Origin of the sequence: Streptacidiphilus sp. P02-A3a (assembly GCF_014084105.1) — a bacterium.
Classification (GTDB): domain Bacteria; phylum Actinomycetota; class Actinomycetes; order Streptomycetales; family Streptomycetaceae; genus Streptacidiphilus.
Genome location: NZ_CP048289.1, coordinates 646429 through 666363 on the forward strand (window position 1 = coordinate 646429; position 19935 = coordinate 666363).

Consider the following 19935-nt stretch of genomic DNA (forward strand, 5'->3'; position numbering starts at 1 on the left):
ACCCCTGCCCGGTTCACCGGGCGGCGGTGGCGCCCGGGCCTGTCAGTCCGTCGGCAGCCGCTCACCGCAGCGGCTGCAGTAAGCCGGGGAGGCTCCGTCGGGGACCGCGCCGCAGCCGGGGCAGATCAGATGCAGCCAGCAGGTGGCCTCACCGGCCTCCTCCATCGGCTCAGCCTCCCGGATGCCCTGGACGGCCAGGCCGGGACGCCGTCGGTGGACAGTGAGGTAGACCAGCCCGTCGGACCCGGCACGCAGACCGCGCCGGGACCCACTCGGCAGCCATGCGAGCGAACCGACACCCAGCGGCAGTACCCGCTCCACGTCCAGCAAGGCCCCGTTGCCCGCGACGACGAGCAGCATCACGTCCAGGTCGTTCTCCTGGTGCTCACCCACATCGGCACCGGCCGGCAGCCGGATCAGGTTCGCGTCCAGTTGCCGTGCGGGCTCGGAGAGCCGCCAAAGCGCGCCGCGTTGCTCAGGGGAAGCCTCGGCGACGCACTCGGCCAGTTCCGCCAGCAGACGCACCGTGCTCCTGGAGGCCATCGTCTCTCCCTCTGATTTCATCCTGGCGCCGTCTTCGTCGGCCTTTCGCAAGCCCTGCCCCCGCTTGCCGGGGGAAGTCTGCACCTGCGTCGGCGGCGCGCTCGACCAGGGTAGGCGGTGGCGGTAAGCAAGCGAGGTGCGCTGCCAGCGAGGGCGCGGGTCGGGTCGGGTCGGGTCGGGTCGGCCACGGTGCTGTGCGTGGCCGACCGAGTGATGTGCTCACGCAGGCGGCGGGTGGTAACGGACCGGTCGCCAGAGAGCGTCCAAGGGTGTGGGCTGGGAGCAGCGCAGCGATCGAGGAGGCACATTATGCAGTCCGACCCCGGGTTCCGTGTGCGCCGTGTCTACGACCCGCCGGAGCCTGCTGACGGGCTGCGGGTGCTGGTCGACCGGCTGTGGCCGCGCGGGCTGTCGAAGGAACGGGCAGCGGTGGACGAATGGCTCAAGGACGTCACGCCGTCGGGCGGGCTGCGTGCCGCCTACCACGCAGGCCAGGTGGACTTCGCCACCTTCCGGGTCCGCTACCGGGCGGAGCTGGCCGGGCCCGACCACGCGGCAGCGGTCAGCCACTTGCTCGACCTGGCCCGCACCTGCACGGTCACCCTGGTTACCGCCGTGAAGGACCCGCAGCGCAGCCATGTGTCTGTGCTCGTCGACCACCTGAAGCGGCAACGGCCTGTGTGAGCGCGGCGACTGGTGCACGGGGTTTCAGTGGGGGCGCGGTACGGGGCGGTCGGCGGCGGTCAGAGCGTGGGGGCGCTCGGTGAAGTCGCGGATGTGGGTGACATGGTCACCGGCAAGACGGAAGAGGCGGTACACCAGGGTGGGCGCTGCGGCGGGATCGGTCGGGTCGCTGATCCGCAGGGCCAGGACGACGGCGTCGGGGTAGGTGAAGGTCTCCTCGACCCGAGTGCGGATGCCACGGGCGCGGCGGTCGTCGTACCAGGACAGCGCCTGGTCGCGGCCCTGGGTCGCGGGCTCGGCGGGGCCGGCGGGGTGGAACCGGACGTCGGGATGGAACAGGGCGGCGAGTTGTCGAGTGTCGCCGCTGTTCAGGGCGGTGCGCAGCAATGCGGCGGCGGTCGGGCGGTCGGGCATAGACCTTCTCCTTGGCGGGCGAGCGTGGGTGTGTGCTTGGGACGGTGCCCGGGCGCGTGGCGGCAGAGCAGGCGGCTATTCCGTGCTCGCTGCTCCGGCGGCGACGGCTGTGACGGCGGGGCTGGGTGCCGGAGCCGGGGTGGGGGTCCGCTGGAACAGGATGCGTTGGCGGTGGTGCTCCTCGGTGAGGTCGTGCAGGCGGGCGTGTAGCAGGTCGGGCAGGGTGATCACGCCGGCTAGGCGGCCGTTGCCGGGGTCGATGACCGGTGCGCTGGTCAGTGAGGTCTCGGCGAACAGGTAGGCGATCTGGCGCAGGGTGTGGTCGGTGTGCACGACCAGGCGGCAGGGCTCGGCGGCGTCGGCCACGGTGCCGTTCGCAGTGGCTCGGGAGGTGTGGTCGCGCAGGCGGCGACGGGTGGTGATGCCGGACACGGTGCCGTCGGCGCCGGTCACAGGTATCAGACGGGGAATGTCCGCTAGGTCGGCGAGGGTGTCGGTCAGCTGCTGGTCGAGCCGGGTGCGGCTGTCCAGGGCGTGCGGGCAGGGGTGCATGACCTCGTGGGCGAAGAAGGTCTCCAGGGGGTCGGTGGAGTACTCGCGGGTCAGGTGCAGGCCGCGGCGGGCGATCTTCTCGGTCAGCACCGAGCGCTTGAGGACCAGCGCGGACAGCGCGTAGGCAGCGGTGGAGGCCACCAGCAGCGGCAGCAGTGCGCCCCAGGCGTGGGTGAGCTCCAGAGTGAAGACCACACCGGTCAGTGGCGAGCGCATGACGCCGCCGACCACGGCGGCCAGCCCGCACATGGCCCAGAAGCCGGGGATGACGTGCGGGAAGAGCATGCCCTCCCAAGCGCCGAGCGCACCGCCGATCATGAACACCGGAGCCAGCACACCGCCGGAGGTGCCCGATCCCAGGGACAGCGACCAGATAAGGGTCTTGACCACGAGGATGCCGATGATCAGGGACAGCGTGGCGCGACCGGTCAGGAGCTGGTCGATGACGTCGTAGCCGACCCCCAGGGCGCGCGGTTCGATCAGGCCGCCGAGTCCGATGATCGCGCCGCCGATCGCGGGCCACCACATCCAGTGGAAGGGCAGCTTGGCGAAAGCGTCCTCGGCGCGGTAGACCAGCCAGGTCGCGCCCACCGCCAGCGCGCCGCCGGTCAGCCCGCACACCACGGCCAGGGCCTCGTCCGGCGCGGTCAGGTGCAGGCCGGTCGCATCGACCGGGAAGACGGGGGCGGTGCCCAGCAGGAACCCCCGGCTCACGGTGGCCACGGCCACCGAGGCGGCCACGGGCACGAAACTGCGCGGACGCCACTCGAACAGCAGCAGTTCGACCGCGAGCAGGACGGCTGCCAGCGGGGAGTTGAAGGTGGCGGCCATGCCGGCGGCGGCGCCGGAGACCAGCAGGGTCTTGCGTTCGTCGGCGGACAGCCGCAGCAGCTGCGCGAGCATGGAGCCGATCGCGCCGCCGGTCATGATGATCGGGCCCTCGGCGCCGAACGGGCCGCCGGTTCCGATGCTGATGGCGGCCGAAATCGGCTTGAGCAGGGCGACCTTGGGGGCGATCCGGCTGCCGCCGGTCAGGATGGACTCGATGGCCTCGGGCATGCCGTGGCCGCGTATCTTCTCCGACCCGTAGCGCGCCATCAGTCCGACCACCAGCCCGCCCAGCACCGGCGCGCACAGGACCAGCCACCAGGGGTGGTGCACCAGTCCCGGGGCCACCAGGGAGACGTTCCAGCGCTGGTAGAAGACCAGGTTGGTGACCAGGCCGATCAGCCGCAGCAGCGCCAGCGCCGCCAGCGCGCCCACACCGCCGACCGCCAGCGCCAGCCCGGTGATCATCAGCATCCTGGGGCGGACGGTGAAGTCGCCCAGGTGCGCGGCGGCATGGCCCCTCTTCGCGCTCACAGCAGCACCGGGCCGTGCAGCTCGGCGGCGTAGTTCTCCCCCACTGCGGCATGGAAGGCCCGCAGGCCAGCGGCGGTGGCCGCGCGCTGCTCGGGTTCCAGCATGGCCAGGACCCGGGCCAGTTCCCGTTCGCGCCAGGCCAGGACCTGGTCCACCAGCAGGTGTCCACGCTCCGTCAGCTCCAGGGTGACCACCCCGCGGTGGCGTTCGTCCCGTCCCCGCGCCAGGTGGCCGGAGTCGGCCAGCCGGTCCGCAAGCCGGGTGATCGAGGAGGCCCCCAGGCCCAGTGCATGGGCGACCTTCGAGGAGGGAGAGCAGCCCAGGTCGTTCAGCGTCACCAGCAGCCGGAACTGCGGCAGGGACACCTCGCCGTCCAGGACCTCCAGGCTGTGCAACGCCACCCCGATCAGGTCGCGCGCCGCAGTCTGGAACGCCTGTATCTCATCGTGTGTGGGCTCGTCGGATGCCGTGGATCGGCCCGCTGTTCCATGCATAGGAAAAGTATTGCATAAGACAATGTTTGCTTTGAGGTAGCACATGGGGCGCAGACGAGCACACGCAGGGGGCAGACCCTGGCGATGACGGGCCCTGCGGCCCGCAGGGGCGCGTCCGGTCAAGCCAGGATCAGCCAGCAAACGGTCCAGCCTTCGACCGCCCACGCACGGGGCAGGCATGGTCGCGTGTCCGTGCCACGTCCTTGAGCTCGGCGGCCATTACCAGTCGTGGACACCCGGGTGTGCCATCAGCACGGCATCCATTCCCTCGAAGATCTCCGCCGACACGCAGGCTGCAGGATGAAGGTCCCGGCATCGACAGCAGGCCTTGACGAGAAACTTCGACCGCATGGTCACTCGATTGGGGACTGCGCTGGCCGGGGAAGCGTAGTAGTCATGTGGAGTGGATTCGCCGAGCGATGACCAGCGATCCAGTCCCGGTGGGCGCGTTGTCGGTAGTCGACAAGTGCTCCGGCCCTGAGCCGCGGCCTGAGCCGGAATCCCCCTCGGGCGTCGGCTCCACTCGGAGCGAAGGGGGCGAGCGCCGGTCCGGTGGACAGCCGGTGGACAGACGCCTTTGGACGGTGCAGCACGAGGCGGCACGGGGCAACCCGGTGGACGTGCTCTGATCAGAAAAAACGTCACTATGTGGCACGACACGGCACCACGCAACATGAACGCTCGCGGTCTCGTAATGCGTAGGTCTCGGGTTCGAATCCCGAAGGCGGCTCCATGGTGGGGCGTGGCAGCGATCTTGTGTAAGTCGCTTGGTGTCATTGGATGCTGAGCCGGTCCTCGAAGAACAGTGAGAACTGGTTCAGTGCCTCCTTCCAGTGTGGGGCGACGTGGTTCGCGTCGCGCGTGTTGGGGTTGATCTGATCGCGGACTGCCGGGTAGAGCACCTTCAGGGCAGCCTGTTCGGAGGGGAAGTGGCCGCGGTTGCGGGTCGCTTTCCGTAGCCGGGAGTTGATCGACTCCACCATGTTCGTGGAGTAGACGACTTTCCTTATCGCGGGCGGGAACGCCAGGTAGGGCGTGAACTCGCTCCAGGCCGCGCGCCAGGTGCGGACCACGGCCGGGTAGCGGGCTCCGAGGTCGGAGCCGGTGAACTCGGCCAGGGCCAGCTCGGCGGCCTGCTCGGTCGGGGCCGTGTAGATCGCCCGCAGGGCCGGTACCAGCGCGGGGTGGTCCTTGCTCGACGTGAGCCGCAGGGACGCGCGGATCAGGTGGATCACGCACGTTTGGACGGTGGCCTTGGGCCAGGTCGCGGTGACCGCGTCGGGCAGGCCCTTGAGGCTGTCGCAGGCCCAGGACGTCCTTGCGGCCGTCCATGTCGACGCCGACGGCCACGTAGACCGGCTTGGCGGCCACCGATCCGGAGCGGATCCTCACCCACAGGGCATCGATGTAGATGATCGGCCAGACCGCGTCCAGCGGCCTGTTCTGCCAGGCGGCCAGTTCGTCGACCACCGCGTCGGTGACCTTTGCTGATCAGGTCCGGGCTGACCTGGACGCCGTAACTGCCGGCCAGGTGGGAGCGGATGTCGCGCACGCTCATCCCTCGCGCGTACAGCGACAGGATCCGCTCGTTGAACCCGGCCAGCCGCCGGGCGTTCTTCGGCACCAGTCGCGGCTCGAAGTCCCCCTTGCGGTCGCGGGGCACCGCCACGGTCACCGCGCCGACATCGGTCAGCACGGTCTTGGGCGAGGTCCCGTTGCGGGAGTTGCCCGAGCCGCGGCCCGCTCCAGCACCGCCCTGGTGACCTCGGTCAGCAGTTCGCCCTCACCCAGCAGAGCCGCTCCGGAGGCATCGGCACTGTCCATCAACCGCTCGACGACCTCATCGACCAACGTACTCGCGTCCGGTTCGACGACCGGTCCATCCTTGTCCGTCACCACTCGTCCGTTCCGCCTGGCCGAGGGCCCGAGCACCGAGCCCCGGCCAGGCTGTCACATCACGGACTTACACGATCTTTCGGACACGCCCGAGCGGGTTCGCCGGGGTGGCCATCCGGGTGGTGTCGAGTGCGGGGGCGAGGTCGACGCTGTAGCGGGCGGTGCGGAGCATGTCGGCTGCATGGGTGGCGATGGCGGCTTGCTTGCCCCGGTCCATGCTGGTCGGCAGACGGTGCCGCGGGCCGTGCCAGTCGTTGGTGAAGGCGAAACCGGCGTGGTTGAGCAAGAAGTGGGCGAGGCCGTCTCCCCCACGGGCGACGACGATTCCACTGGGCTCGGCGGTGATGGTGACGGCTACGGGCATGGTGGACTCCTGGACGAGTGGCGTCAGTGGAAGGGCTGGGATCAGGTGGCCGAGGGTGTGCTGTGTGCGCTGCAAGTACGCGATCACGGCGTTGACCTGGAAGAAGAGTGGCGGACACGAGCCCGGGGGCCGGGCCGTCAGGAACAGAAGGATCCGCGGATTCCGCGATTTGGCCCTGACGGAGATCGCTGGTAGAGGCACCTGGCTCATCGGGCCTGGTAGAGGCCGTGGCTGTAGGCGAAGTCCATGCAGGCGGCGCGGGCGTTGTAGGCGTCGTGGTGCAGCCGGGCCCAGCGGCCGTCCTGGCGGATGACGGCGGCGACGATGTCTTGAGGTTGACGGTCGTGGTGCCGTAGATCGGGAGTTCGGTGGACAGCCAGCCGAAGGAGGACGGGTTTTGCTTGCGGTCCGGGTCCTCCCAGCGGTCGAGGGCGCGCTGGAAGGTCTGTGTGCCGAGGGAGGCCCACACGCCCCAGGAGAAAACCTCGCCGGTGTCGCGGACGGGTATCTCGGTCAGGCCGTGGATGAAGAACGCCTGGCCCTTGATGACGCACAGGTCCGAGTCGGTCGGCTGCCCTCGTCGTCGGCGTAGTCCGCACGCCACAAGTCCGGGGAGCGGGCACCGTAGGAGAGGGCAGGGTCGACGTGGTCGCCGTGGCAGCAGGCACAGGTGAGCGATTGCGGCGTGCTGATCATGGCTGGGCAGCGTACCGCGTGTCACCGACGTCCATGCCAGAGGGCGCCTGTGGGGCGTTTCGACTTCATCGAAGGCTGGTATGACCTGCACCGATTCCATAGCGGCCTGGGCTGCAAAGCCCAGCCGCTTGGGAAGCCACCAACGCAGCCTGACCGACACCCACAACCTGTTCGTCGAACCGGAGCGAGCTCAGCCGATGCCGGGGACGCCGCACCTCGCTCACCAGGGGAGGGTGCCTCCGGCGCTGAAGTACCCCCCGGTGGGGCCGTCGGGGGCGACCATCGCCATCCGCACGATCACCTCGGCTCCCTGCTCCACGGTCTGGGCACCGGTGTTCCCGTTCAGGTCGGTGCTGGTGAAGCCGGGCTCCACGGCGTTGACGCGCATCCACGGGAACGCCTTGGCGTACTGCACCGTGACCATGTTGACCGCGGCCTTGGACGCCGGATAGGCGACGCCGGGGTAGGCGTACGAGGGCGTCCCCGGCGCTGTGACTCGGGTCAGCGAGGCCAGGCCGCTGCTGACGTTGACCATGACCGCGGCGGCGGAGCGTTCCAGCAGCGGCAGTATGGCGTGGGTGACCCGGACCGTCCCGAAGACGTTGGTCTCGAAGGTCCTGCGCATCAGGTCGGCGGTCACGTCGGCGGCGCCGACCGTCCCGGACTCGCTCATCTCGACCTGCACGCCCGCGTTGTTGACCAGGACGTCGAGGCCCCCGTCCGCCGCGATGGTCTTCGCGGCCGCCTCGACCGAGGAGTCGTCGGTGACGTCGAGCACGACCAGCCGGGCGCCCAGTTCCGTGGCGGCGCGGCGGCCCCGGTCGGCGTCCCGGCAGCCGAGGTAGACGGTGTGTCCCGCTTCGATGAGTCGGCGGGCGGCCGCGAAGCCGAGACCCTTGTTCGCTCCGGTGATCAGTGTGGTCCGCATACCTCCACGATGGGGCCCGCACCGCGGTGCGGCCGCGCACGCCACTCCATCGTGGGAGTGTCGGCGCGCCGGTTCGCACGAAGTTCCGGGACGGAGGGCGACCCGCAACCGGCGGTCGCCCTCCGTCCGCCGACCGTCAGGCGGAGGCAGCGGCCGCCGAGGTGACGAACTCGGAAGCCTCGCGTGCCTGTTGCCGCACCGTCGAGAGATCGTGGTGCAGCAGTCGACCGCCCTGCTTGACGATGCGTCCGGCCACGAGCACGGTGTCCACGTTGCCGGGGTGGGCCGCGCTGACCACCGAGCCGATCGGGTCGTGCGTGCCCGCCAGGTTCAGGTCCCCGGCGCGCAGCAGCACGATGTCCGCCTGCTTGCCGACCTTCAGCGAGCCGACCCGGTCGCCCAGGCCGAGCGCCCGGGCCCCGTCCAGGGTCGCCATCCGCAGCAGGTCGGCCGGGGTCAGGTGCGGTCCCGGCACGAGGTAGCTGGTGAGCAGCCCGGCCCGGATCACCGAGAACATGTCGCCGCCCACGGTGGTGACCACGTCCACGCCGAGTCCGGTGGTCACCCCGGCGGCGCGCAACCGACCGATCAGCGGACCTCCGTGGCCCAGTCGGGCCTCGACCGCGGGCGTGATCGAGACCGCCGAGCCGGAGTCGGCAATCATCGCCAACTCGTCGTCAGCCAGCGAGTTCCCGTGCACGTAAAGGGTGTTCGGGCGGAGCAGTCCGTGCTCCCGCAGCACCTCGATCGGCCGGTCGTTCACCGGACCGCTGGCGACATGGGTGACGATCGGCAGGCCCAGTTCGTCGGCCAGCCGCCAGTCCGCCTCGATCGCGTCCAGCTTCTGGTTCGACGGGCCGAGCGAGGCCGCCGCCATGGTGATCAGCGACTCGCCGCCGACCAGTTCCCGGGCGCGGCGGACGTCGTCCTGGTGCTGCGGGGTGAGCAGGTAGCCGAAGACCGCGCGGACCCCGGCCGCGCGTGTCCCGTCAAGTGCGGCCTCGGCGTAGTCGAGGTCGAAGCCGGGGACGAAGCCGTCGCTCTGGACCCGGTCCGCCCGCGCGTAGGCGAAGTCCTGGACCGTGGTGACACCGGCGTCCAGGCACTCCAGCGAGCCGAGCAGGTTGGCCGCCCGCACGTCCTCCGGCCGGAACCGGGGGCCGAGCTGTTGGCGCACCAACTGGAAGTAGTCGGGCAGGTCCACGTCCACCGCGATGGACCGCAGGACCGCCTGCCAGACATGGCGGTGGGTGTCCACGAAGCCCGGCAGCACGATCCGGTCGGACGCGTCCAGGACCGTCGTCCCGGCCGGGATCCGAAGGTTCGGGCCGACGGCGGCGATCCGGCCGTCTTCGATCAGCACGTCCCATCCGGGGTGCGCGCTCGGTTCCGGCTCGGTGTCGATGACGAGCCCGTTGCGTAGCAGGAAGGATTCCATGGTATGCCTCCAAGGCAGGCCCACGAGCAATTCTTTCCCTGAATCTATAACGCTTTCCGGTGGTCTGATGCAATACCGCCGACCGGATGCGAAACGGTTAGCCAGGTTTGAGTGGAGCTTTAACGCGGCGCTCCACCATGGGTCCGTGGGACCGCCGTCCCTCCCGGAGAATCCGGCGCACGGGAAATCCAGGGCACTTTTTCCGGGCCGAACCACCGGAGTAAATTCGTTTGAAATCATCGAATCATCCGAGCGGCCGAAGAGGAAAATCAGATGGCCATTGTCAGGAGCACACCTCCCGGCGCGGACGCGGACGCGGAAGGCGTCTCGCCGGTGACCGCACTGCGCGAACTGGCGCTCGCCTCCGCTGCGCCGGCGTCGCTACGCGCCGCCATTCGGCTCGGTGTCGCCGACGAACTCGGCGACACTCCCGTGCCGGTACCCCAGCTGGCGAAGCAACTGGACGTCGACGCAGCCGTCCTGACCCGGCTGCTGCGCAATCTGCGCTGCTACGGGGTCTTCGACGAGACCGCCGACGGTCTCGTGCACACGGCGACCTCCCGGCTGCTGCGCGAGGACCACCCGCAGCGGTTGCGGAACTGGGTGCAGTGGGTGACCGAGCCGTGGGTGTGGGAGCTCTGGCCCGACCTGCAGTCGGCGGTCGTGGACGGAAGGGGCCACTTCGAGGAGCGCTACGGCGACGAGTTCTTCGCCCGCCTGCACCGCGAGTGGCCGGAGTCGACAGAGGTGTTCAACCGCTCGCAGACCGAGCTCAGCGCGCTGACCTCGGCGGCCATCGCGGACGCGCTGGACCTGAGCGGGGTCCGCACGTTCGCGGACGTCGGCGGTGGTCGCGGCTTCACGCTGGCCACGCTGCTGGAGCGCAATCCCCACCTGCACGGGACGCTGGTTGACCTGCCGGCCGCCGTCGCGCAGCCGGACCCGCGGTTGCGGCCCGGCGGCGCGCTGGCGGCCCGCAGCGAGGTGGTCGCCGGTGACTGCCTGCGGGAGATCCCGGTCGAGGCGGAGGTCTACCAGTTCAAGAGCATCCTCGAATGGGACGACGAGCGGACCGTGGTGGCGCTCCGCAACGCCAGGAAGGCCGGTCGCCCGGGCAGTCGGGTGCTCATCATCACCAACCTCGTAGACGACAGTCCGGAGCCCCGGTACGCCACCGGGATCGACCTGCTGTTCCTGCTCAACACGAACGGCAAGCGGCACACCAAGGAGGGTGTGACCGCGTTGGTGGAGCGGGCCGGTCTGCGCTTCGAGAGCCTGTCCTCGATCCCGCCGCTGCTGCACGTGGTCGAGGCGTCCGTCCCCGAGTAGAGGAATTGAGGATTCCACAATGAACACCCCTATCGCCCAGCCGGACGCCGCGGCGGAGCACGCCGCCAACGAGGCGTTCGCGGAGCTCCTGTTCTCCCCCGAGGGGCTCGCCGACCCATTCTCCCGCTACCAGCGACTCCGTGAGGCCGTCCCCGTCCACCGCACCACGATGGGCACCTGGGTGCTCACCCGCTACGACGACGTCGACGAGTTCTTGCGCAGTCGTCAGGTGGACAAGCAGATCCAGGTCTGGATGGCTGGTCGCTTCACCGGTGAATGGCAGCAGCACCAGGCGCTGCGCAAGCTGGCGGCGAACCTGCTCTGGACCAATCCGCCCGAGCACACCCGGCTCCGGCGCAGCATCAACCAAGCCTTCACCGAGAAGCGGATCCTTGAGCACCGGGCCGCCATCGAGAACCGCTTCGACGAACTCATGGCCCCGCTGGTCGCGGCGGGCGGCGGGGACTTCTGCAACGACGTCTGCTTCCCGCTGGCGCTCAGTGTGGTGGCCGACCTGATCGGTGTCCCGCAGCAGGAGGCGCCGCTGCTGCGCGACAAGATCCGGGACTTCCAGCGCACCTTCGAGCCGGGCATGACTGCCGCCGAACTGCTCACCGCAGACGAGGCGGCGAAGTTCCTGGACGACTACTTCGCCGACCTGGTCCGGCAGAAGCAGCGCCGTCGCGGCGACGACCTGGTCTCCGCGCTGCTCGACCTGGAGAACGAGGACGAGCGGCTCACCTTCGACGAACTCGTCCAGATGTGCCACATGATCATCGCGGCGGGGAGCGAGACCACCACCTTCTTCCTGACCAACGGCATCCGGCTGTTCGCCGAACACCCGGACCAGGCCGACCTGGTGCGCGCCGACCCGTCACTGCTGCGGCAGGCGACCGAGGAGGTGCTGCGCTACATGCCGTCCGCGCACATGATCCCGCGGACGACGAACGAGGCCGTGGTGGTCGGCGGGGTGGAGATCCCTGCCAACTCCCGGGTCATGGTCTGGATCGCGGCCGCCAACCGCGACCCGGCACACTTCACCGACCCGGAGCGGTTCGACGTCACGCGCAAGGAGAGCGCGCCGATGTCCTACGGCCTCGGCACGCACTACTGCCTCGGCTGGCGGCTGGCCAACCTCCAGGCCGACGTGGTCTTCGCGGCGATGCTCGACCGGTTCACCGACATCGAGATCACCGAGCCGCTGCGACCCCGGGCGCGGGTCGCCTTCCCGCAGCTGGACGCTCTGCGGATCCGCTTCCGTGACCGCACGGCGCGGCGTTCGGTCGAGCCCGGCACGGTGCGCTTCCTCTCCGCGGAGTACCTGGCCGACCTGGCGACCCTGGCCCCGGCGAACCAGGCGACCATCCCGCACGTCAACGTCCGGCTCCAGTTCCACGCCACCCGAACGCCTGAGGGGCCGGTCGACTACTACCTGGTCATCGAGAAGGGGGTGATCGTCCGGGCCGGGCGCGGCCTGCTCGACGACAGCGACCTCGGGATCACCGCGGCCTACCGCGACCTGGCCGACTTCCAGTCGGGCGAGCTGCACGCCACCTCGGCCTTCGTGACCGGGCAGTTCAAGCTCTCCGGCGACCGCGCCAAACTACTGGAACTGATGCTGGTGCTCCAGTCGGGCAACTACCACCAGTTCACCGCGGAGCTGTGGGCGAGGACGACATGGTGACCCACACCCTGGTCTTCTCGTTCCCCGCGGACATGACCGAGGCCGACCGCGACCGGTTCTTCCAGGAGGGTTCCGCGCTGGTGCTCGGCTCGGGCCTGGCGGAGTCCTACGAGCACCGGCGGCACATCCCGCTGGTGGACGACGTCGGGGAGGTGCTGGCGCCGGTCTTCGTCGCCTCCGCCATCGCCCAGGTCCGCTGCCGCGACCTCGACGCCATGCGGCGGCTGTTCGCGTACCCGGCGCTGGGCGCGTTCGTGCAGCGCTGGCAGCGGCAGTTCCCGTACCAAGCGGTGACCATCAACTCCCAGGACTAGAAACCGCGTTCAGTCATTCCGCGGCGCTGAACCGGGCCGCGGAGAATCCCCCGGAAGATTCCCCATACAAACGGAGCGATGTCCATGCCGGTCAATCCGCATGCCTTGGCGCAGCGCGATCCGCGCTTCGCCGATCAGCGCTGGCTCCTGGACCTGGCCATCGAGCTGATGGGCCCGGAATGGGACCAGGACCGCCTGCACTACCTCTCGGCCCCGGTCAGCGCCGACCACACCGGCGCCATCCTCGGACTGCGGGAGTCGATCCGCAAGTTCGACGACTTCACCCGGGAGATGGCCACCCTGGCCCGGCACTTCGAGCTCCGCGGGGACGCGCAGCGCCGCGCCGGTCACGTCGTGTCCGCCGCCGACGACCACTTCGCCGCGGCGATCCTGTACGGCGGCGCACAGTGGCCGATCTTCGCCAACACGGAACTCAACGTCGTCCTTGAGCAGAAGAAGACCGACTGCTACACCGCCTACACACGGGGCGCCGACCACCCGATCGAACCGGTGGAGATCCCGTACGACGGCCGGTCGCTGACCGGCTGGTTCCACCTGCCCGCCGGGCGCACCGCGGCGGACGGCCCACTGCCCTGCGTGGTGATGCTGTCGGGAATGGACGGGTTCAAGGAGATGAACGTCTTCGCGAGCGCGGACCGCTACCTTCGGCGCGGCATGGCGGTGCTCTCACTCGACGGACCCGGCCAGGGCACCTCCCTGGTGCGGGAGATCTGGTACGAGCCTGATCGGTTCGGGGAGGTCGGCGTCGCCGCCTACACGGCCGTCGCCGCCCGTCCCGAGGTCGACCCGGCCCGGGTGATGCTCTGCGGGGTGAGCCAGGGCTCGTTCTGGACCACCCAGATGGCCGCCGCCGAACCCCGGTACGCCGCCTGCGCGGTCATGTTCACCTGCTTCGACCCGGGCAACACCGCGATGTTCACCACCCTCTCGCCGACCTTCCGGCAGCGCTTCATGTACATGACGGGCAGTGCCGGAGTGGAGGAGTTGGACGCCAAGGTGGCCACGATGACCGTGGACGGCCTCGGCAAGCGCATCCGGATGCCCTACCTGGCCGTCATGGGCGAGGACGATCCGCTGTGCGACCCGGTGGACACCTACGGCCATCTCAACGCCGTGGCCGGTCCCAAGGAACTGCTCCTCTACACCGGGGAGCACCACGCCCCAGTCACCCGGCCGTCCGGCAGGCGCGGCCCGCAGGTCTTCCTGGCGGTCGCCGACTGGCTCGCCGACCGAGCCGCAGGCATCCCGTTCGACTCCCGGCACACCATCGTCGACGCCCGCGGTCTCAGTCACACGGAACCCTGGGGCGATGACCGCCGGTACACATACGGTGCCCCGCTCGACCCGCGCACCCTGCTCGGGGAGGGGCCGGGCACCGGTCTGTCCTGACCTGACGTCCCGTCACCCATAATGCTGGAGTTCCCATGTCCGTCGCCGCAGGCGCCGTCTCGATCGTGCTCGCCGCGCTGCTCGTGTACTTCTCCTTCGTCACCTTCACCGGCCGGATGGGGGTGCGGCGCGGGATCGTCGAACTGGGGCTGCCGCCGTCCGCGGTGCCGCTCCTCGGCGCGGCGCAGTTCGCCGGTGCGCTCGGCCTGCTGGCGGGTCTGTTCTGGACGCCGCTGGCGCTGGCCGCCGCCGTCTGCCTGGTCGTCTACTTCCTCGGTGCGGTCGGGGCGCACGTCCGGGCCGGACATCCGGAACGGGCGCGGGTGGCGGTGGCGATCCTGGTCGGCTCGGCCCTGGCGCTGGTCCTGGTTGCCGTCAAAGCCGGTTAGCAGCACCTGAGTTGTCCCTTCCACGACTCCTGAAGAGGTCATCGTGCAACGTGCGAAGCCGTTCATCCTCGCTCCGACCGATGCCCGGCCGGACGCCCCCAGCCCGGAGGACGCCACCGGGGTGCTGTTCCGGACCGGGTTCAAGCTGGTCGCCCGGGACACCGCCGGGCAGTTCAGCCTGCTGGAGTGGAACCTCGACCCCTGGCAGCTCGGGCCGGGCCTGCACCAGCACAACTTCGACGAGGCGTTCTACGTGCTGGCCGGTCAGGTGTTGTTCCAGATCCGGGACGAGCGCCACGTACTGGGCCCCCGCCAGGTGGCCTGGATGCCGCGGAACACCCCGCACTCCTTCTCCAACAACGGACCCGAGCCGGCCACCGGGCTGACCATCTCCACCCCCGGCGGTTTGGAGGACATCTTCGCCGCGCTGTCCGGGGACGGCCCGGCCGAGGTCGACGCCGACGCGTACCCGTTCGAGGTGACCCACCTGGGGCCGCCGGTCCGCGCCGAGCACGCCCCGCAGTAGCTAGGGCCGACAGCGGTTCCCGGACCCCCGGAACCGCCCATTCGATGCGAAGGGATCACTGCAATGACCGAGGAAACCACGTTCACGCGGATTCGTGACTACATGGTGGGGCCAGCGAGGTTCATGAACCTGCTGAGTGTATTCGAGCTCGGCATCGTCGACGCGCTGCGGGCCGAGACCGGCCTGACCGCGTCCCAACTCGCGGTCACCTCCGGGGCCACCGCGGACGCGGTGGAGCAGTTGCTGCTGCTGCCGGTCAAGGACGGCTTCCTCGCGTACGACGAGGCCACCGGCGGGTACTCCCTCGACGAGCTGGGCCGCGTCGACCAGGCCGACCTGCAACGGCTGCTCAGCCTGATGGACATGATCAAGGTGGTGATGCTCCGTCAGGTGTTCTACCTGACCGACAGCGTCCGCGAGCGGACCGTGGTCGGGCTGAAGTCGCTCTACGGCTTCGACGGCAACCTGTACGGGGCGGTCGCGGAGCACAAGGACCTGCGGGATTCCTGGGCGACCCTGATGAACAACGTCACCGCCCACATCGACCCGTGGTTCTTCGCCAACATCGACGTCCCCGCCGGATCGCGGGTGCTGGACGTGGCCGGGAACACCGGGCTCGGCGCGATCCTGACGCACCAGCTGAAGAACTCGCCCGGGCTCCGGGTGACCACCTTCGACCTGCCCGAGAAGCAGCAGGAGTGCCTGGAGAACTTCCGTACCCACGGGGTCGCCGAACACTGCTCGTTCATCGGCGGCGACGTCTTCGAGAGCGTTCCCTCGGGGCACGACATCGTGCTGATCAAGCACTTCCTGGACATGTTCGACCGAGAGCAGGTGCTGCGGATCCTCACCGGCGTCAGCCAGGCGCTGGAGGTCGGCGGGCAGGTCAACATCCTGGTGCCGGTCTACCCGGAGGAGACCAGGGGCGCGACCAACGTCGACATCGACTTCTTCCCGGCCTTCTTCCTCGGCTGCACCATGGGCCAGGGCGGCCCGCAGAAGATGTCGACCTACCAGGGCTGGCTGGAGCAGTGCGGCTTCACGGTCACCCGGACGCTGACCCAGGAGCCGGCCACCATGGCCCCCGGGACCTTCGTCGTCCACGGCATCCTGTCCGCGACCAAGACGTCGTGACGGGCGGTGCCGTCCGGCTCGGCGTCCATCTGTGGCCCGGCGGCGCGCCGGACTACCCGACCTGGCGGGCGGCGGTGCTGGAAGCCGAGGAACTGGGCGCGGACGTGGTCCTCGGCTACGACCACTTCCACCGTCCCGCGGTGCGGCGCGGCCCGACCGGCATCGAGATCGACCCGGTGCAGCCCGATGCCGGCAACTTCGAGGGCTGGACCGCGCTCGCGTCCTGGGGCGAGATCACCACGCGCGTCGAGATCGGCCTGCTGGTGACCGGAATCGGGTATCGCAACCCCGAACTGCTCGCCGACATGGCCCGCACCGTCGACCACATCAGCAGGGGACGGCTGATCCTCGGCGTCGGCGCCGGTTGGTACCAGAAGGACTACACGGGCTACGGCTACGAGTACGGGACGCTCCGCTCCCGGATGGACCTCTTCGCCGAGGGCGTGCCCCGGATCGAGCACCGCCTCGGGCAGTTGAACCCGCCGCCGTTGCGGCGGATCCCGCTGCTCATCGGCGGCGGCGGGGAACGCCGGACGCTGCCGCTGGTCGCCCGGCACGCCCACATCTGGCACTGCGGGCTGGAGGTCGATGCCTACCGGCGCAAGAACGAACTGGTCAAGCAGTACGCCGCGGAGATCGGTCGGGACCACGGCGAGATCGAACGGGCGTCCAACTGGAGCACCGCGGCCGCGGCCGAGGCCCTGCTCGCCGAGGGTGTGACGCTCTTCGTCACCGAGATCAAGCCCACGGCGGCGGGTTACGACTTCCGGCCGCTCGCGGAGATGCTGGCGTGGCGGAAGGCCGTCGCCGGGTGACGTCAGCGCGCCGGCCCGCATGGCGCCGCTGTGCGGCGGACAGGGGCCCCGGTCCCGTCGGTTTCCGACGGGACCGGGGCCCCTGTCCGCGGTACCCGCTAACGGCGGACGTACCGGCCCAGCAGGGTCAGATCGGCCGGACCGAGCCGGTCGGCGGCGATCTTCGCCTGGTGCCAGTAGGGATAGAGCAGCGGCGGCGCGCTCACCGCGTCCAGTCGCGCCCGCTCGGCCTCGGACAGGGCCAGGTCGGCCGCACCGAGGTTCGCGACCAGCTGCGCCTCGCTCCGGGCCCCGATCACCAGCGAGGTCACGGCCGGTCTGGACAACAGCCAGGCCAGCGCGACCCGCGCCGCGGGCACCCCTCGTGCCTGCGCCAGTTCGACCAGGACGTCGACGATGTCGTGCAGCCGGTCGGCGTCGCGAACCGGCGGCTCGTTCCAGTCGTTCAGGTGCCGGGCGCCCTCGGGGTCCTCGGCACCGCGCCGGTACTTGCCGGTCAGCAGCCCACCGGCCAACGGGCTCCAGGCCAGCACCCCGAGGCGCTGGTCGACGGCGGCCGGGACCAACTCGTACTCGGCTTCCCTGGCCTGCAACGAGTAGTGGATCTGCTGCGAGACGAAGCGCGTGGCACCGGTCCGTTCGGCGGTCGCCAGCGCCTTCATCAGGTGCCAGCCGGAGAAGTTGGAGCAGCCGACGTAGCGCACCTTGCCGGCCCGGACCAGGTCGTCCAGCGCGGAGAGGGTCTCCTCCAGCGGAGTGAGGCCGTCCCATGCGTGCATCTGGTAGAGGTCTATGTGGTCGGTGTCGAGGCGGCGCAGGCTGGCCTCGCAGGCGCGCACGAGGTGGTGCCGGGAGAGACCGGCGTCGTTCGGTCCACCGCCGGTGGGCATCCTCGCCTTGGTGGCGACCAGCACGCGGTCCCGGCGCCCCTTGAGCGCCTGGCCGACGATCTCCTCGGAGAGGCCGCCGGAATAGGAGTCGGCCGTGTCGACCAAATTGACCCCGGCGTCCAGGGCGAGGTCGACCAACCGGGTCGCGTCCGGGAGATCGGTATTCCCTACTTTTGCGAAGACACCGCGTCCGCCGAAGGTCATCGTACCCAGGGCGAGTACGGACACCCGCAGACCGGATCCGCCGAGCTGTCGATATTCCATGGCGGCCACTCTAGGTCCGGCCGGTACAGCCCGAATAAATTCGGGCTGTACCGGCCGGGAATTCTGCGGAGGGTCCTGCCTGCCCACGGAGAGAGTACTTCTATAGTGCTGCGGCATAAAATCTCCCTGTGGCCGGATTCCACGACGGGGACCGGCGGGCGGAATCCAGCGAAAGGGCAGACGTGCTCCCTCGACTCAGGAAATCGGCACGGGGTGCGCTCCGCTGTCTGTGGGAGGGTCTGAAGCTGTACGGAATGATGGAGATCGGCGGTCCCGATTCCCTTCCGCCATTACCGGTGAAGCCGGGGGATCCCGGTCCGTTCCATCCGGAGCGGGTTCGCTCGGACATTCCGCTGAACCGGCGGGAACGTGAGATCGCGCGACAGTTGCGCGATCTCACGTGAGGTCAGCCGCGGGCTGTGCTCACTGATTGACCAGGATCTCGTGCTGGAGCTGCCTTGCCTCGGGGGAGGGCTTGAGTCCGAGCTCGTCGTCGAGTATCCGGCGCAGCTCCCGGTACACGGTGAGCGCCTCGCCCCGTCGGCCCGACCGTTGCAGGGCGTCCATGAGCTTGACGTAGAAGGCCTCGTGCAGGCGATGGGTGGCGATGAGGGACCGCAGCTCACCGATGATCTCCCGGTGCCGGTTGTCCGCCAGGTCCGCCTCGATGCGCAGCGAGACCGCCTCCAACCGCAGCTCCTCCAGATAGACGGAGAGTCCGTGCAGAGCCGGGCCCGAAGTGACGTCGGTGGCGATCGGGCCGCGCCACAGCTCCAGTGCCTCACGCAGCAGTTCGGTTGCCCGACGGGCACCTCCGCGCCGCAGTTCGTCGCGGCTGCGGTCCAGTAGACACTGGAACCGGAAGACGTCGACGTTGTTCCGCGGAACCGCCAGTACGTAACCCTCCGGGCGGGTGACGAGTAAGTCCGTGCCGATCGGGGAAGCGAAGCTCCGCCCGAAGAGCTTGCGCAGTTGGTGGATGTAGGTCTGCACGATGGTCTTCACGGTGTTGGGCGGGCCGTCCGGCCACAGTTCGTCGATGATGCGTTCCACGCTCACCGTCGAATCGGCGTTCACGGCCAGTAGCGCGAGTAGCTGACGAAGTTTGGTGGCGGTAATCACGACCGATGCACGACCCTCCGTGCTCGCGCTCTCGTGGATCATTTCGAACGGCCCCAGCAGGTCGATCCGCACGAGCTCGCCATGCGTCATCGTGTTCCCCCTGTTAAACTTCAGTATTCTCTGTTTTGGACTCCAACTGATCGAACTGTGCCACGGGAAGCCTGAACTGATATGAAATCGGTTCTGGCCCCCGAATAGTCGCGAGAATGGGAACTCGCTCACATGCGGATAAAAGGCGACCTTATCCCGGAGAACTGTCCATGTCAATGACGCAATGGAACCTTGCACCTTGAGGCGAGAATTGCACTGCAGCGCAAGAATTGCTGGTCGGTTTGAATCGACCGTGTCCGGCCACGGAAAGGAACCGGCGTACTGAGCGGGGCCGGCCACGATGCGCTCGGTGACCGGCCCCTGCGTTCTTCCGCGGCTAGGCCGACGCCCGCAGCCGCTCGTTCGCCAGTCTCAGTACCTGCCCCAAGGTGGACGCCACCGTGACCTCCTCCTCGCCGAGGACCGCGTCGTGTTGCAACTCCAACTTGGTCACCGTCTCCAGGAGGGCGAGCGAGTCGCAGCCGAGTTCGTCCAGGGTGTGGTCGGAGATGTCGCCGTGCAGTGCCTCGACGTCGTCACCGAGGCAGGAGATGAGGATCGCGCGCAGGTCGTCGACCGTGATCTGTTCAGCCATGG

20 protein-coding genes and 2 pseudogenes are annotated in these 19935 nt (G+C 69.3%); 10 read left to right on the forward strand and 12 right to left on the reverse strand.

Annotated features, from left to right (window positions below; all coding sequences use genetic code 11):
• Nucleotides 1–42: 42 nt before the first annotated feature.
• Entirely contained in the window at nt 43–543 is a 501-nt protein-coding gene (locus tag GXP74_RS03035; protein ID WP_182449859.1) for a cupin domain-containing protein, read from the reverse strand.
• 309 nt (nt 544–852) lie between these two features.
• Here GXP74_RS03035 and GXP74_RS03040 point away from each other — a divergent pair, with 309 nt between their 5' ends.
• Nucleotides 853–1227 carry a DUF488 domain-containing protein gene (locus tag GXP74_RS03040; RefSeq protein ID WP_182449860.1) on the forward strand — a complete coding sequence of 125 codons (375 nt, stop codon included), beginning with the start codon at nt 853–855 and terminating at the stop codon, nt 1225–1227.
• Nucleotides 1228–1251: 24 nt separating this feature from the next.
• Here the strand turns inward: GXP74_RS03040 and GXP74_RS03045 are convergent, their stop codons facing one another.
• From GXP74_RS03045 to GXP74_RS03075, 8 genes and pseudogenes are all read right to left on the reverse strand, one after another.
• Nucleotides 1252–1641, reverse strand: a complete 390-nt coding sequence (locus tag GXP74_RS03045) for a nuclear transport factor 2 family protein (RefSeq protein ID WP_182449861.1) — start codon at nt 1639–1641, stop codon at nt 1252–1254.
• A gap of 75 nt (nt 1642–1716) precedes the next feature.
• A complete protein-coding gene (locus GXP74_RS03050) occupies nt 1717–3555 on the reverse strand; it encodes a chloride channel protein (protein ID WP_370468368.1) in 1839 nt (612 codons plus the stop codon).
• Nucleotides 3552–3956, reverse strand: coding sequence for a MarR family winged helix-turn-helix transcriptional regulator (locus GXP74_RS03055; protein ID WP_225447684.1), 405 nt, complete (start codon nt 3954–3956; stop codon nt 3552–3554). Before GXP74_RS03055 ends, GXP74_RS03050 begins: the two co-directional genes overlap by 4 nt.
• 866 nt (nt 3957–4822) lie before the next feature.
• Nucleotides 4823–5873, reverse strand: a pseudogene (locus GXP74_RS03060) (transposase).
• A 139-nt stretch (nt 5874–6012) separates the two neighbouring features.
• Nucleotides 6013–6309, reverse strand: coding sequence for a hypothetical protein (locus tag GXP74_RS40040; RefSeq protein ID WP_225448763.1), 297 nt, complete (start codon nt 6307–6309; stop codon nt 6013–6015).
• 337 nt (nt 6310–6646) lie between these two features.
• Nucleotides 6647–7105, reverse strand: a pseudogene (locus tag GXP74_RS42020) (DUF2199 domain-containing protein); the annotation flags it as partial.
• A gap of 120 nt (nt 7106–7225) precedes the next feature.
• Nucleotides 7226–7933, reverse strand: a complete 708-nt coding sequence (locus tag GXP74_RS03070; RefSeq protein ID WP_182449864.1) for an SDR family NAD(P)-dependent oxidoreductase — start codon at nt 7931–7933, stop codon at nt 7226–7228.
• Nucleotides 7934–8069: 136 nt separating this feature from the next.
• Nucleotides 8070–9371, reverse strand: coding sequence for an amidohydrolase family protein (locus tag GXP74_RS03075; RefSeq protein ID WP_182449865.1), 1302 nt, complete (start codon nt 9369–9371; stop codon nt 8070–8072).
• A 273-nt stretch (nt 9372–9644) separates the two neighbouring features.
• Between GXP74_RS03075 and GXP74_RS03080 the strand changes: the two genes are divergently transcribed.
• The 8 genes from GXP74_RS03080 to GXP74_RS03115 all read left to right on the forward strand — a co-directional run bounded on the left by GXP74_RS03080 (nt 9645) and on the right by GXP74_RS03115 (nt 16972).
• Nucleotides 9645–10700, forward strand: coding sequence for a methyltransferase (locus GXP74_RS03080; RefSeq protein WP_182449866.1), 1056 nt, complete (start codon nt 9645–9647; stop codon nt 10698–10700).
• A gap of 19 nt (nt 10701–10719) precedes the next feature.
• Complete coding sequence (locus tag GXP74_RS03085; RefSeq protein WP_182449867.1) at nt 10720–12384, forward strand: cytochrome P450; 1665 nt, start codon at nt 10720–10722, stop codon at nt 12382–12384.
• Complete coding sequence (locus GXP74_RS03090) at nt 12378–12698, forward strand: hypothetical protein (protein WP_182449868.1); 321 nt, start codon at nt 12378–12380, stop codon at nt 12696–12698. The genes GXP74_RS03085 and GXP74_RS03090 overlap by 7 nt, the downstream gene beginning before the upstream one ends.
• A gap of 84 nt (nt 12699–12782) precedes the next feature.
• Complete coding sequence (locus GXP74_RS03095; RefSeq protein WP_182449869.1) at nt 12783–14108, forward strand: S9 family peptidase; 1326 nt, start codon at nt 12783–12785, stop codon at nt 14106–14108.
• Between the two features lie 35 nt (nt 14109–14143).
• Complete coding sequence (locus GXP74_RS03100) at nt 14144–14497, forward strand: DoxX family protein (protein ID WP_182449870.1); 354 nt, start codon at nt 14144–14146, stop codon at nt 14495–14497.
• A gap of 43 nt (nt 14498–14540) precedes the next feature.
• A complete protein-coding gene (locus GXP74_RS03105; RefSeq protein WP_182449871.1) occupies nt 14541–15023 on the forward strand; it encodes a cupin domain-containing protein in 483 nt (160 codons plus the stop codon).
• Nucleotides 15024–15146: 123 nt separating this feature from the next.
• Nucleotides 15147–16157, forward strand: coding sequence for an acetylserotonin O-methyltransferase (locus GXP74_RS03110; protein ID WP_225447685.1), 1011 nt, complete (start codon nt 15147–15149; stop codon nt 16155–16157).
• Entirely contained in the window at nt 16154–16972 is an 819-nt protein-coding gene (locus GXP74_RS03115) for an LLM class F420-dependent oxidoreductase (RefSeq protein WP_182449872.1), read from the forward strand. Before GXP74_RS03110 ends, GXP74_RS03115 begins: the two co-directional genes overlap by 4 nt.
• A 98-nt stretch (nt 16973–17070) precedes the next feature.
• Here GXP74_RS03115 and GXP74_RS03120 read toward each other — a convergent pair whose 3' ends face one another.
• Complete coding sequence (locus tag GXP74_RS03120) at nt 17071–18126, reverse strand: aldo/keto reductase (protein WP_182449873.1); 1056 nt, start codon at nt 18124–18126, stop codon at nt 17071–17073.
• A 182-nt stretch (nt 18127–18308) separates the two neighbouring features.
• On the opposite strand from GXP74_RS03120, the gene GXP74_RS40050 reads away from it, so the two are divergent.
• Nucleotides 18309–18530 carry a DUF6059 family protein gene (locus GXP74_RS40050; RefSeq protein ID WP_225448551.1) on the forward strand — a complete coding sequence of 74 codons (222 nt, stop codon included), beginning with the start codon at nt 18309–18311 and terminating at the stop codon, nt 18528–18530.
• 19 nt (nt 18531–18549) lie between these two features.
• Here GXP74_RS40050 and GXP74_RS03125 read toward each other — a convergent pair whose 3' ends face one another.
• On the reverse strand, nt 18550–19320 hold the full coding sequence (locus GXP74_RS03125) for an AfsR/SARP family transcriptional regulator (protein WP_182449874.1): 771 nt from the start codon (nt 19318–19320) through the stop codon (nt 18550–18552).
• Between the two features lie 355 nt (nt 19321–19675).
• Nucleotides 19676–19933: an acyl carrier protein gene (locus tag GXP74_RS03130; RefSeq protein WP_182449875.1), complete on the reverse strand. Its 258-nt coding sequence runs from the start codon at nt 19931–19933 to the stop codon at nt 19676–19678.
• Nucleotides 19934–19935: the final 2 nt, after the last annotated feature.